We start from the raw sequence: 13467 nt of genomic DNA, 5'->3' as shown, positions 1-13467 counted from the left end.
TCTTATGAAGAATGCAGCACTTCTTCCAGCTCTTCCAAATCTGTAATCGGGGAATGACATGCAAAATTCTCGCAAGCATACGCCGTCGGCCTGCCGCCGATTGCCTGTTTGTCCTGAACTACAGGAAGGAATTGACGAACCTTCTCGCCCTCTTCCCCCGGCGGTACCAAGAATACGGAGGAATGGGGTCTGAAGCCTTGGCGCACCGCGGCAAGCATCTCCTTGGTTGTCCCGGATTCGGGATCCCCGGCAATGACAATCTCGCTGGAAGGACTGTACGCATAATCCAGAGCGATCAGAAGCATCGAATGTCCTGTCGGATACCGTTCAACCGAGCCTGCGAAGGCTTGCAATTGCCTCTCGGCAATCTGCGACAGCCTGGCGTCATAGGTCAGCTTGGACAGCTTCAAGAAATTCATGGCAGCTACCGCATTGCCGGAAGGCAGCGCACCGTCGTAAATCTCCTTGTTCCGGGAAAACAGCTGCTCGCTGTCGCTTCCGTAGAAGAATAAACCGCCCTGTTCCTCATCCCAGAATAATTCGATCATCTGTCCATTAAGCTCGACAGCCAGCTGCAAATATTCGAGCTCAAAAGACGCTTCATACAGCTCGATTAGTCCCCATACCAGGAACGCATAGTCATCCAGGTATGCGGCGAACGCCGCTTCTCCGTCCCTGTATCTGGCAAGCAGCCTTCCATCCGGACGCCTTAATCGGGAGACAATAAAGCGAGCCGCACTGGAGGCCGCCTCCAGATATTCCGACCGTTCCAGCACTTTATAGCCTCTGGACAAGGCCATGATCATAAGTCCGTTCCAGGAGGTCAGTACTTTATCGTCCTTACCCGGATGTACGCGCTGCTCACGGTATGCAAACAAGGTTTGTCGGCATCTCCCGATGGTTTCAGATAATAGATCGGGATCCAATCCTTTGAGCCGGGCATAATTATCCACATCATGCTGGATCAAGTTAGGAATGCTCCGGCCTTCAAAATTGCCTTCCTTGGTAATATCATAAAGGTCGCTATAAAGCTTGCCGTCCTCGGGGCCTAATACTTTCAGAATCTCATCCTGTTCCCATATGTAGAACTTCCCCTCGTGCCCTTCCGAGTCGGCATCCTCCGCAGAGTAGAAGCCGCCTGCCTGGTCGGTCATATCCCTAAGCACATAAGCGAATATCTCTTCGGACGTACGGGAATATTTCGCCTTACCAGTCAGTTGATAGGCTTCCAGGTAGGTCCAGGCCAGCAGCGCGTTATCATAGAGCATTTTCTCAAAATGCGGCACCAGCCACTTCTCGTCTACAGAGTATCTCGCAAATCCGAAGCCGACATGATCGTACATACCGCCCCGATGCATTGCATCTAACGTCTTCTCTACCATCTGCAGTGCAAGCTCTTTGCCGGTGCGATGGTAATACCGCATAAGAAACGAGAGATTATGCGAGGTAGGGAACTTGGGTTTATCGCCAAAACCGCCATACGTGGAGTCAAATAGCTCCTCATACTGGGCATACGCCTGATCCAGCGTGCGCTCCGAGATCTCGCCCTTCAGGTTCGATAGCATCCGCTGCTCCACTTCCGTCACAATCTGATCGCTGGTCTCGATCACCCGCTCCCGGTCTTCCTTCCACTTCCCCGCGAGCCGCGGCAAAATATCCATCATTCCGTGACGCCCGTAGCGACGGTTTTTGGGATAATACGTCCCGGCAAAAAACGGCTTTTTCTCCGGCGTCATCACAATCGTCAGCGGCCATCCGCCCTGCCCGGTCATCGCTTGACAGACAGTCATGTAGAGATGATCCACATCGGGTCTTTCTTCACGATCCACCTTGACCGATATGTAATGCTCATTAAGAATAGCCGCGACTTCCTCGTCCTCGAACGATTCGTGCGCCATGACGTGGCACCAATGGCAGGTTGAATACCCGATGGATAAGAAGATGGGCTTGTTCTCACGCTTGGCGATTTCGAAAGCTTCCTCTGACCAAGGGAACCAGTCTACCGGGTTGTTCGCATGCTGAAGCAGGTATGGCGACTTTTCCTTGGCTAATCTATTGGGTTTGCTGTTCGTTGTCATGGAACATCACCTCCTTGTTGCTGGAATATTTTTGTTATTGATTCCAGTTTAGCATACCACCTTGAAAAGAAAAAACCTCCACAGGGGAAGGGGAACAGGGGTTTGACTGCAGCAAGTACAGTAATTTTTCTTTGTCTGCCTGATGAATTTCAATCCCAAGCCCTGCAAGGGCAGCAGCTTATTCAAGACCCTCCCAAGATGTAATAGCCTCCTTCCGCATTCATCGTTATGGGTATATTTTGGACTTGCTGTCCGTTAGGTGCATTGCAACATCAAGTGGTTCCCCCTATGTTTCTCCCCCCCTTTATTAGGCAAAAAGCGCATGAAACAAAGATGCAAGAAATAACCCATAGTTTAAAAAATACCCCTAATGATTTGTAATTTGTTCCATATTAAAGTTAGAAAAAGTTACAGTAAGTGGTTGTATGTCCAACTAATTTTCGGGAGGTGAACTGGCAGGAGTCCTGTGATCCCATAAATCGAAAATGAAAGGAGTTTTGTCATGTATAGCAGGAGGCTTTCCCTACCTTTGTTGATCGGTCTTACCATCGCTGTCCTGGCGGGCTGCAAGGATGTTCCGGCGGTTTCCGAACTAAGCCCACAAACGAACAAAATATCCGAATCCGCGGATAATGAACTGTTTATTTTTACAGGTGATCAATTGTTTAACAAACGCTACACCAAGGAAGAAAACTTTGACAAGCTTATTGGACAGTTTATTCGAAAGCGCTTTCCCGAGATCAAGATTAAGCATGTTCAATGGGATAATCCGGGCAGGCGGTACGAGGATTTGATTGCGGCGGGAACAATCCCTGACATTATCCTGGAGGATGCCCGGCGGAACACGTACCGGTCGATCCGCAAGAACAATCTAGAATGGGATATGACCGAGCTGGTCAAGAAATACAATTTCGACACCGGCAAATTGGATCCGGCCTGGCTCCGTCAATCGGTCAATTCGTCGGACGGAAAGCTGTATTCTCTACCCTTTGAAGGTAGCGATTATTTGCTTTATTACAACAAGGATATCTTTGATAAATTCGGGGTGGATTATCCCAAACCGGGGATGACGTATGACGAGATCTATGAATTGGCGAAGAAGCTGACTCGTCAGGAAGGTGAAATAACTTATAAAGGCTTTCAGCAGCACCCTGCCTACTACATGACCTATAACCAGCTTTCCGAGCCCGCGCTGGATCCAGAGGAAGATAAGGCTTCCATGGTCTCGGACAAATGGGTAAAGATGGTAGACAATCTCAGGCGGTTTTACGATATTCCCGGCAACCAGTTCACTACGGTGAAGGACTTTCCTCAGGGCCATATGGCTATGGCGGTGGATGTCGAAGAGAGCCTCGTAGGCTGGATGCAGACTAAGGATTTGAATTTCGACGTCACTTCCGTTCCTGTGTTCGCGGAGGCGCCTGAAGCTAAATACCAGCCCTATTCGGTAGGTGCTTTTATTACAAATCAATCCAAAAAGAAGGATCTTGCCTTCCAGGTTATTGCTTATCTTCTTTCGGAAGAAGTTCAAATCGAACGCGCCAAGCAAGGCATCAGCTCTCCCTTGCTCAGCCCGGCCGTTCAACAGGCGTACGGGCAAGGATTGCCCGAGCTAAAAGGTAAAAATCTGCAGTCGTTGTTTGCCTTAAAGAGCGCCATGCCTGCTCCGCGCAAACCGGGTCTGACTTTTATCGATCCCAAGACTTCCTCGGTATTCGAGCCTCTGATCTTTAAGGAGTCGAAGGACAGCCAGACGGCGCTGCGGATGGTTCAGGATCAGATGAACAAAGCGATTCAAGAAGCTAAGGATATGGAAAAGCAGGGCATGGGGAATCCTCACTTATAGAAACCGCAGCGCGGCTGCCGACTCATGTCTGCAGCCGCGTCCTAGTCCTGGGCGGGTTGCCCGAAGCTCAGACTTCAAATTCCCACGCCGGGTTCCAAACGATTTCCCATAAATGATGGTCCGGGTCCATGAAGTGACCGGAATATCCTCCCCAGAACGTATCATGTGCAGGATCTGTTATAACAGCTCCGGCCTTATGGGCCAGCTCCATAATTCGGTCCACTTCTTCCTTACTGCCAACATTATGCCCGATCGTCATTTCGGTAGAGCTCGGCGCTGACAATGGAACCTCGGCTTCGTGGGAAAGGTCGCGGCGATTCCAGATGGCTAATTTTACACCCGCCTGCAAATCAAAAAAGGCAACCGCCCCGTGCTCAAATTCCCTGCCTACGATCCCCTGTGTGGGCAATCCCAGACCATCCCGGTAAAAGATCAACGACCTCTCTAGATCATCTACTCCTAGTGTAAGCACTGAAATACTCGGCTTCATTTCGTTATCCTCCATTCCATAGTTATGTTTCTATTATTTCATAAGCAAACCTGGTTTGCTTGTAAAAAACGGACAACTACACAAGTACTTCTCCGGGAGTCATTCCATAGTAACGTTTGAATTGGCGGGTAAAATGCGGTTGATCATAGTAGCCGTAGGATAATGCCATTTCACTGAATGGGGTGCGGTTGCCGTCATACCATTCCCGTAATAGATATTGAAACCGAATGATATCTAGCATTTCTTTCGGGCTGATACCTAGCCCTTCCTTAAAGATTCTTCTGACCGTCCGTTCGCTGTAACAAAATTGATCCGACAAAGCTTGAACAGTCGTGTTGCCCCGATTAGCATAGATGTACTGCATGAAGGTTGGCAGCAGCGAATGGGAAAAGTCGTCTAGGTTCAGCAGCCATGTCTGTAAAATGGACTCAACCTGTTCGATTATCTCGGAAATCCCCTCTGATGAATGTACTTCATCTACCAAGATCTCTCCTTTTCTTCCCCATAGATCTGTCAGAGGAACGGGATTTCCAGCCAGCTCAGAAACCGGATATCTCAGCAACCGAGATACTTTATCGGAATAAAATCGGATCCCGAACGTGGATATCGGTGCAGATAAGGTCATCGTTTCATAGTTGGTCATGAGTCCTACCACGAAGGCACCTTTTGCCGTAGAGGCCGGTTGGAGATCCATAATAATGTCTACGCATCCGTCCGGTATGATACGGTGCAAGGCATTACCATTCGCTGCGCAAGTGTGCAAAGCCCAATAACAAGCCACATAGGATTCCAAAACTTTGCTCGGCATATATTCGCGATATTGATAATGGGATTCTGATAATCTGCGTTGAAGGACAGGTGGCTGGATAGGGTAAAAACGTCGCATAGCATTCTCCACCTTGTTTTTGATTGGTAAGGTTTGATTCATTCCCCACTTAATATACTCTGTGGCATTAATGTCATTGGAAAGGATTCGGCCGCTTGTCGGGAGAAACGCGTTTTCCCCACAGAGTGGAAACTATGACCTTATTTTCTTCGAAAAGCGAAGAAAGGACAAGCTCATGTCCGTTTAATTCATGCTCCATGCTTTCCAGCAGATCATCAAAAACACGGACTACGTCTTCATAATCATGCTTGAAATACAATTTGCCCGACCGCCCGATGGCGGCAACGGCAGAATAATAATAGCCCGATTCGCCTAAACAGAAGCAGTCTTCTTGAGCAAATTTCACTATGTCATAATAATCTTCAGTTGAAGTTAGTTCCTCAAGCGCATCCGGCTTGAAATCAAAGGTATAATCGTACCAGGAATCGGAGAATCGCGAATCGTGACTATGATGATATTTGAAATAGACGGTGTCATCAATGCCGGCAAACTCTTGCAGAAAAGCCTTGGCGCTATCGAATAAATCAATGCCTTGTTCGTTGCAGCGGCGTTCAAAGCCCGAAATATCTACGTGCCTGCCTTCATGCCAACCCGCTTTTTTCAGCAGCAATTTCATTTGTTCCCTCTTGTTCGGTTTCTTCATCCCTTGTTCCATCTGTCCTCCTCCCCGACTCTATGAAAAGCATTGCTAGACTTTTCAAAGCCGACTTTCACCGGGTTACCTTCATGAAGGATTTGCCCTTTTAAATTCAATCCTGACGAGAATTGGCCTTGGGCCCTGATGCTGAGCCTTCCGCAGGCAATCGCACCTCAAATAACGTACGGATCAGGCTGCTTTGGGCTGAAATGGTTCCATGATGCTTAACGACGATGTTTTTTGCAATGAATAAGCCAAGCCCTGTACTTCCTTCTTGATGGGTTCTTGCTTTGTCTCCGGTATAAAACATATCAAAGATATGTGGCAGCTCATCTGACGGGACAGGATCACCGTAATTTACGACTTGAACAACCACTTCCTTCTCTTCCTTATGGCCTATAATATCGATGAACTTGCCGTCTTTCCCGTATCGTACGGCATTCGTCAGCAGATTCTCGAACACTCGCGCCAGCATGTCACCATCCCCCCTAATGTTAAGACCCGGAGCCACTTCCAAACGGGTGATCAGGTTGTTTTTCTCAAAGAGAGGGTACAGCTCCTCGTTCAATTGGCTGAGCAGCTCGCTTAGATCAAGCGGATTCATCTCGATCGTCAGCTTGCCGTAGTTCATTCTGGTAACCTCGAACAGCTCATCAATCAGCTTCTCCAGCCGCTGCGACTTGGTGAAAGCAATGCTCGTATAGTGCTGCACTTGTTCCGGGCTCAGCTGATCATCCTTCAGAATAAAATCCAGATACCCCAGCACGGAGGTGAGAGGCGTACGCAAATCGTGGGCCAGATTCAGGATTAACTGCTCCTTGCTCGTTTCCGCGAAATCTCCTCTCTCCACCGCCTGCCTTAGCTTTTCGCTCGCCAGATTGATGTCTCTGGCAATATCCCCGAACTCATCATTGGTCGGAATATAAATACGACTGTTAAAGTCACCATTAGCCAGCTGGTAAATACCGTTCGAAATTTCGTGAAAATACATGGCATACCGTTTAGTCAGAAGAAAGAAAAATAAGACCGAAAGGGGGATAAAAATAAGCAAGAAGCAGTTAATATCGCCTACCTCTCTCATGAAAAAACGAACCTTCGTCAAAGGATCTTCATACTTGGTCGTGTGATAATACATTTGTAGAATTTTATAGAGCGAATAAGTTATACTTCCGGAAAATAACATGCTAAGGCCAAACAGCAGGATCATTTTCGAGCGGAAGCTGCGAATCATCTCAGCCATGAAATCAAAGGTTCACTCCCCAAGCGGAATCGAAACGGATGATGCCTTTTCCTTCCGCATTTCTTAAAAAATCGTAGTTATGCTTATTGTACCGAATTGACAGCATAAAAGACAATTCAATCAAGAACCGCAACAGAAAAGAGGATATGGAGAAACGTTTCCGTACAGGAAACTCCATATCCTTCATGATTGGGTGAAACTACTTACGTTTAGGCTCTTTTGACGACCGGAATCCAGATTTCACTTTTATAATTCGGGGAAGAGGTATCTTTATGCTCGTTCCACAGAATTTCCGGACCCTCGGTCAGCTCGTAGCTGGAGGATGGAAACCATTCAGAATAGATGCGGCCCCAGATTTGCTGGAGCGTTTGCGGAAACGGGCCGACAGCTTCAAAAACCGCCCAGGTCGTTGCAGACACCTCGAGCGCCTCCCAATGAGCCGGACATTGCTGTGTCGTTGCCACGCCGATATAATGATCCAGCTCCCCCTTCTCTTCCATCCGGCCTTCGGCAAAGTTCACGGACGCGCTAATCAAGCCCGATGGCGTCACATTCGAAAGCCGTTTCAGCTCGGCAATGGACTCCGGGGTCAAGCTCTTCCACATAGATGCAATCTCCGGGTTAACCCCATGAAATTGGATGGGAACTCTCTTCTTCAGCCCAACAATACGAAAAGCCTCTTTCTCTTCCAGACGGTAGTTCATTTCGCTTCCTCCTTGAACAGTAAGTTGAAAGGACATGCGGGGAAACGCCTTTAACGACTGGCCTTTATTTCTTGCTTCCGACGGCGTAATGCCATGCAGACTTTGAAAGGCTCTTGCAAATGAATCCGCTGAATCGTATCCATATTGAATGGCGATATCGATGACTCTGGCCTGGCTGTTCGTGAGCTCCAATGCGGCAAGAGTAAGCCGTCTGCGCCGGATATACTCAGACAGCGACACACCGGCAAGGAATGAGAACATTCTTCGAAAATGATATTCCGAGCAATACGCGAGCCTGCATACTTCCTGAAAGTCAATCTCATCTGCAAGATGCTCCTCAATATAGCTCAACGCTTTGTTCATATGGTCTAGCACGTTCATCGGCTTCCCCTCCTTCACATCTAGATTAGCAGATGCTTTCTTCAACCATCCGACATTTCATGCACAACATCATCGGCGGGCTTTTTATGATCTCCATTCCAATCGAACCATGCCCCTTCAACAGATAAATAAGAGACCCCACCTTGCAAAAGATGGGGTTATCTTGATGGCTTTGCTTTAGATCACATGCGCTGCAGAAGGGTCCTCTCCAATGTTTGAAGCATTTGCGGGTAGAGCTTGGTTAACTGATGAAACTCTTCACGTCGTACGGATAGTAAGACGGCAGGACTTATGGAGCGAACGGTCGCATTACGGGGACTGTTAGTAAGCAATGCAATTTCGCCGAAATGATCGCCATCCTGGAGAACCGCGACCCGCTTGTTCCCTTCGCCGTCCACATGCTTCAAGATCTCCACCGAGCCTCGAACGATGATGTAACACTTAGCTCCCTCTTCGCCTTGACGAATGATCGTCTCCCCTTCCGGGATTCTTTCGGTAATAAATAATGGCGCTATGCTTTGGAGCAGCTCCACTCCAATTCCTTCGAAGAACGGAAGCTTGGACAGTCTTTCCGCATCCACCGTAACGCTAAGTCCATCCTGCGACAAATGGAAGCCATGCTGCTTCTCCCACAACGTCAGATAGGTCCCGTGAAGCTGGAGAAGCTCCTGATGAGTTCCGGATTCAACAATCTGCCCCTTCTCGAATACATAGATCCGATCGGCATGGATGACGGATGCGAGCCGATGGGTAACCGAGACGATGGTCATCTCTCCGCGCAGCTGCTGAATCAGCTGATTGATGTCTGCTTCCGTGGCCGGGTCCAGCGCGGACGTGACCTCATCAAGCAGAAGCAGCTTCGGCCGCCTAAGTAGTGCCCTTGCAACAGCCATACGCTGCCGCTCACCGCCGGACAAGGTCCCGCCTTCTTGATAAATCCATGTATCGTATCCCTCAGGCCATGCGGAAATGACGTCGTGAATTTTGGCCATTCGAGCGGCTTCCATCATTTCTTCATCAGAAACATTCTCGCCGTCCAGCACCAGATTATCACGAACCGTTGTATGAAATAAAAACGTATCCTGGGAAACAAGCGTAGACAGCTTGCGTAAAGAACTCTCGCTCACCAACCTTATATCATGACCATCAATAGAGATGATTCCATGCTTTGGATCGAAGTAACGTGCTAGGAGCTGTAAGGCCGTACTCTTACCGGACCCGCTCGACCCGACAAAAGCGACGTAGGCCCCCGCCTCGATATGCAGGCTTATCTCTTTTAATTGAAGGCTGTGATCATCGTAGCCAAAGGTAACCCGATCCATACGAACGGATGGTACCGATATCGGAAGGTCTATTGCCTGCGCCACCTCGATAACCTCGGCACGTTCGTTGAACAGGTCACCGATACGCCGGAAGCTGATCTGCGATTCAATCCAGTTGGGGAACAGGTATGTCAAATTGGATACGGATTGCCCCACACTCATAAATAAGGTAAAAAACGCCATAAAGCCCCCAACTGTCATCTCGTCATGGAAGATCAAATAACCGCCGAAGCCAATCATCGTTCCGTTCAAAATAAGCAGCGTCGTTAGCGGCAGCCGTTCCATGATGGAATTGGTTAGGTGCAGCTTGAACCCGAAGGTAAGCAGCTCTTGAATCTGCTTGGCCGCAAGTGCCTTGAACCTATTGTGCAAGTGCAATCCTTTTATCGTTTTATGGCCTTTAACCATCTCATCAATGGTGTTAGAGAAACGCTCCTGTGCTTCCTTAAAGCGGATATTCGCATGCCCCGCCCTGTGCTGCAGCCATCTGGGACCAACAATCATGAGCATAGAGCCAACAAGCACTGCAAGCGTCAGTTTCCATTCAAGCAATAACAGCAAGGCAATTCCGAGCGTTACGCTCATAGCTTCCCTTAATAACAGCGGCAGCACCCCGCGGATGACCCGTTCTATAGAACCCATATCCGAAGCAAAGCGGGTTACCAGGTCACCGACACGGTACCTCTGAAAAAAGGGCAGCGATTGCAGCTGTACATGGTGGAACAGCTTCATTCTCAAGCCGCGAATCATTTCTCCGCTCAGCTTGCCCAAGGATAGATCCCCGCTTAACCCTGCTGCAATGTTCAACAAGCCCCCGCCAACCAAAATACCCAAAATGATAAGAAACACGCGAGGATTTTTGGGAATAAACGCATCATCTACCATATATTTGAGACTCAGAGGCGCCGCTACTGCATAGGCGACTTCTATGATTATACTGAGAATAAAGATTACGCTCAGCAGCTTATATTTCATTACATACTGCAGTAATGTGGACATAACGTTCAATCTGGATCGCGCCTCCCCGTTATACTAGATTACCGCAGTTTAAACTGGCTGTAAACGGCATTACAGGTAATGATAGGCTGATGGCTCCGGAATTACTATATGGAAGAGAAAAAGATCTTTGCGGATTAGCACAAAGATCAGGTATGTTGGCCTTGATTTACACTAATTGCTTGGACAAATGGTCCCGCACCTCGGTTAAAGCAAATCCGAGCAAATTTTTGCCTTGCCAATTCATTGGATTATGCGCACGGGGATCATCCTTGGCTATCCCGATTCCCCAGATCCGGTCGACGGGGCTTGCTTCCACCAAGATTCGATTGCCCGTTGTTTTCATGTAATTCCAAAGCTCCGGATTTTGCTCAAACTTCGCCATATTCCCGCGTTTAACAATCTCATAGCATCGACTGTCCCAAACCCTGGAATCAAAAGATTTGACTGCCCGGCCGTACGCTTTCATCTCCTTCGGATAGATTGTGTTCATTATGGCTTCTAACATGTTATTGTCTCCGAATAATCGCGCCTTCTCCGCCATCATATACTGCTCTGTACAGCAGTAGGTCACACCTTCCACAGTAAAATGGCTGCTCCACCACTGGCTAAAGCAGCTTGCATTCACAGTGCCGTTTGCCGCCGGAGTATGCCCCCAGAAGAACACGAACTTTGGCTTTTCCCCTGCTTGCCAAGCCTTTTGTAAATCCTCCATATTGTAGATCATCAAATCTCCACTCCCTTGCCATAACTCGATCGACCCGCTGTCCCTATATCTCAACAAACACTAGCACTAACGAAACAGTTTTATTCAACTTATGGATATTTATTATTTCTAAATTGTTATTATCATATTGTTAATATCAAAATATAGGATTTAGCGAGTTTTGTCAACAGGTTTACACCGCATTTTTCCATTGGCTCAATAAATCCAAACATATCACCTTAGATCTATAGATGCTTCCGAATCGAATCGGTGAAATGACTTACCATCCGTCCGATTTCCTCCGGCGCCAGGTGAAATTGATTCAAGGTCCACTCCATCAGCATCATATGAACCACAGAGGATAGCGACTTATGGGCATAGAACCGGTAGGCACCTTCAGTGACCTTGGTGTTCTCCTGTATCATTTGTTCAGACAACTCGTCAAAAAAATCGCATATGCTTTTATACATAAGCTGTCTGATTTTGCGGTCCTTTAATTCTATGTTATGCAGCAGCGAGGAAGGAGCATTGGCTTTCCAATGACGGAACAGAGTGACGAACATCTCCTCGTCGAAAGCAGCCGGTTTTGCTGCGTTATCCCGCATTCCCTTCCATAATCCATGCAGGTATTGAAGGAGAATCTCATCCTTGTCCTGGTAGTTCCGGTAAAAGGTTTGTCTGGCAAGCCCGGCTCTTTCTGTAATTTCTGTTACCGATATCATGGAATAGGGCTTCTTCTCCATAAGCTGGAATAAAGCCGTTTGCATCCATTCCTGTGACCGTAAAGCCTGTTTGCCGGTTTGTTCATTCAAAGTGTGACACTTCCCCTTATCTGTCCATTTTGATAAAAATCCATGCAGCAAGCATTGCGTGATCATTATTTTTATATTAATGTTACAACTATACCATAAGTTACACGTGTAACCTTGTGCTTTTTCGTAAACGACTGTTCCGTTAATCCAAGGGCTTCGTCTGCGTATTTTTAAATGATAATGATTATCATTATAAATTAAAGGGAAATGAAAGGGGATTTTTCTGTTGTTACGTTCAAAAAAATGGGTGTCGCTAACCATCATTCTTGTCTTGTCCTTGCTGCTTTCAGCCTGCGGCACCCCATCAAGTCCGACAGCAACCAAAGCACCTGAAGACAACAAAGCCACAGCATCCACACCGGTTACACGCACGGTCAAGCATGCTATGGGAGAAACGGCCATTACCGGTACCCCCCAGCGCATAGTCGTGTTGACGAACCAGGGAACGGAATCTTTGCTCGAGCTTGGGATCAAGCCAGTCGGGGCTGTTAAATCGTGGATTGGTGATCCGTGGTTCGATCATATCAAGGACCAAATGACCGGGGTTCAGGTTGTAGGGGACGAAACCCAGCCGAATCTGGAGCTTATTGCAAGTCTCAAGCCGGACCTCATCCTCGGAACCAAGGTTCGTCAGGAAAAGGTGTACCCTCAGCTATCCAGCATAGCTCCTACCGTGTTTACAGAAAATCTCGGCGACAGCATGGTTGAGAATTTCAAGCTGTATGTTCAAGCCTTAAATAAGGAAGCGGAAGGCAAAGCAAGCCTCGACAGCTATAACCAAGCGATCCAGCAGGCCAAAGCGGCGCTTGGCGATAAAACAAAAATGCGCATTTCATTGGCGCGTTTCCAACCTGGAAAGGTTCGCGTCTATTACAAAAATAATTTTGCCGGGGTCATATTGGAGCAACTGGGCTTTGCGCGACCCGAGTCGCAAGATAAAAATGATTTCTCCGCCGATATTACTACGGAGCAAATGTCAGTGCTGGATGGTGATGTATTCTTCTATTTCACTTCCGATCGTGAAGGAGAAACCGGGGCAACCAAGACAGCTGAAGAATGGCTGAATAGTCCTCTCGGCAAAAACCTGAACGTCGTCAAAAAGCAGCGGGCCTTCAATGTCAATGAGCCTATATGGAACACATCTGGCGGCATCCTGGCAGCGAAGCTGTTAATAAAGGATATTACAACCAGATTCGAGAAGCTGAGCCTTTGATTTTCTACAACCCAGGCTTTCTTCGTGGGAATATTCTTCTCATCGAAGAAAGCCTTTACCGAGAATAAAGGCGAACGTAATCGCTCCTCCAAAGGATCCCCCACCTATTACCTTTCGCATTTTTCTGTACGATAGGGTTTCTCGACAGCCTGACCG

At 47.9% G+C, this 13467-nt stretch carries 11 protein-coding genes; 2 read left to right on the top strand and 9 right to left on the bottom strand.

All coding sequences use genetic code 11. The features are described from left to right. Positions 1-2: 2 nt before the first annotated feature. A complete protein-coding gene (locus tag GGC63_RS05710) occupies positions 3-2078 on the bottom strand; it encodes a thioredoxin domain-containing protein (protein ID WP_192701496.1) in 2076 nt (691 codons plus the stop codon). A 529-nt stretch (positions 2079-2607) separates the two neighbouring features. Between GGC63_RS05710 and GGC63_RS05705 the strand changes: the two genes are divergently transcribed. Further along, the gene (locus GGC63_RS05705; protein ID WP_225947985.1) at positions 2608-3924 is read left to right on the top strand and encodes an ABC transporter substrate-binding protein; all 1317 of its coding nucleotides are present in this window, start codon (positions 2608-2610) and stop codon (positions 3922-3924) included. A gap of 67 nt (positions 3925-3991) precedes the next feature. Here GGC63_RS05705 and GGC63_RS05700 read toward each other — a convergent pair whose 3' ends face one another. From GGC63_RS05700 to GGC63_RS05665, 8 genes are all read right to left on the bottom strand, one after another. Next, a complete protein-coding gene (locus GGC63_RS05700) occupies positions 3992-4414 on the bottom strand; it encodes a VOC family protein (RefSeq protein ID WP_192701494.1) in 423 nt (140 codons plus the stop codon). A gap of 76 nt (positions 4415-4490) precedes the next feature. Further along, complete coding sequence (locus GGC63_RS05695) at positions 4491-5300, bottom strand: helix-turn-helix transcriptional regulator (RefSeq protein ID WP_192701493.1); 810 nt, start codon at positions 5298-5300, stop codon at positions 4491-4493. A gap of 73 nt (positions 5301-5373) precedes the next feature. Beyond that, positions 5374-5955, bottom strand: a complete 582-nt coding sequence (locus GGC63_RS05690; protein ID WP_192701492.1) for an SUKH-3 domain-containing protein — start codon at positions 5953-5955, stop codon at positions 5374-5376. 94 nt (positions 5956-6049) lie between these two features. Beyond that, positions 6050-7177: a sensor histidine kinase gene (locus tag GGC63_RS05685; protein ID WP_192701491.1), complete on the bottom strand. Its 1128-nt coding sequence runs from the start codon at positions 7175-7177 to the stop codon at positions 6050-6052. A gap of 209 nt (positions 7178-7386) precedes the next feature. Then, the gene (locus GGC63_RS05680; RefSeq protein WP_079909043.1) at positions 7387-8262 is read right to left on the bottom strand and encodes an AraC family transcriptional regulator; all 876 of its coding nucleotides are present in this window, start codon (positions 8260-8262) and stop codon (positions 7387-7389) included. A gap of 182 nt (positions 8263-8444) precedes the next feature. Next, on the bottom strand, positions 8445-10583 hold the full coding sequence (locus GGC63_RS05675; protein WP_225948025.1) for an ABC transporter transmembrane domain-containing protein: 2139 nt from the start codon (positions 10581-10583) through the stop codon (positions 8445-8447). Between the two features lie 166 nt (positions 10584-10749). Next, complete coding sequence (locus GGC63_RS05670) at positions 10750-11307, bottom strand: NADAR family protein (protein WP_192701489.1); 558 nt, start codon at positions 11305-11307, stop codon at positions 10750-10752. A gap of 224 nt (positions 11308-11531) precedes the next feature. Continuing rightward, positions 11532-12098 carry a TetR/AcrR family transcriptional regulator gene (locus GGC63_RS05665; protein WP_192701488.1) on the bottom strand — a complete coding sequence of 189 codons (567 nt, stop codon included), beginning with the start codon at positions 12096-12098 and terminating at the stop codon, positions 11532-11534. A gap of 226 nt (positions 12099-12324) precedes the next feature. Here GGC63_RS05665 and GGC63_RS05660 point away from each other — a divergent pair, with 226 nt between their 5' ends. Further along, the gene (locus tag GGC63_RS05660; RefSeq protein ID WP_192701487.1) at positions 12325-13311 is read left to right on the top strand and encodes an ABC transporter substrate-binding protein; all 987 of its coding nucleotides are present in this window, start codon (positions 12325-12327) and stop codon (positions 13309-13311) included. Positions 13312-13467: the final 156 nt, after the last annotated feature.

The organism is Paenibacillus sp. OAS669, from assembly GCF_014873645.1.
GTDB lineage: Bacteria > Bacillota > Bacilli > Paenibacillales > NBRC-103111 > Paenibacillus_S > Paenibacillus_S vulneris.
The sequence above is the reverse complement of the archived record's forward strand: the minus strand, read 5'-3'. Positions and strand labels throughout refer to the sequence as shown.

Bases quoted from the DNA above. Each gene is read 5' to 3' on its own strand.
- GGC63_RS05710 (WP_192701496.1), bottom strand. From the start codon at position 2,078: ATGACAACGAACAGCAAACCCAATAGATTAGCCAAGGAAAAGTCGCCA.
- GGC63_RS05700 (WP_192701494.1), bottom strand. From the start codon at position 4,414: ATGAAGCCGAGTATTTCAGTGCTTACACTAGGAGTAGATGATCTAGAG.
- GGC63_RS05695 (WP_192701493.1), bottom strand. From the start codon at position 5,300: ATGCGACGTTTTTACCCTATCCAGCCACCTGTCCTTCAACGCAGATTA.
- GGC63_RS05690 (WP_192701492.1), bottom strand. From the start codon at position 5,955: ATGGAACAAGGGATGAAGAAACCGAACAAGAGGGAACAAATGAAATTG.
- GGC63_RS05685 (WP_192701491.1), bottom strand. From the start codon at position 7,177: ATGGCTGAGATGATTCGCAGCTTCCGCTCGAAAATGATCCTGCTGTTT.
- GGC63_RS05680 (WP_079909043.1), bottom strand. From the start codon at position 8,262: ATGAACGTGCTAGACCATATGAACAAAGCGTTGAGCTATATTGAGGAG.
- GGC63_RS05675 (WP_225948025.1), bottom strand. From the start codon at position 10,583: ATGTCCACATTACTGCAGTATGTAATGAAATATAAGCTGCTGAGCGTA.
- GGC63_RS05670 (WP_192701489.1), bottom strand. From the start codon at position 11,307: ATGATCTACAATATGGAGGATTTACAAAAGGCTTGGCAAGCAGGGGAA.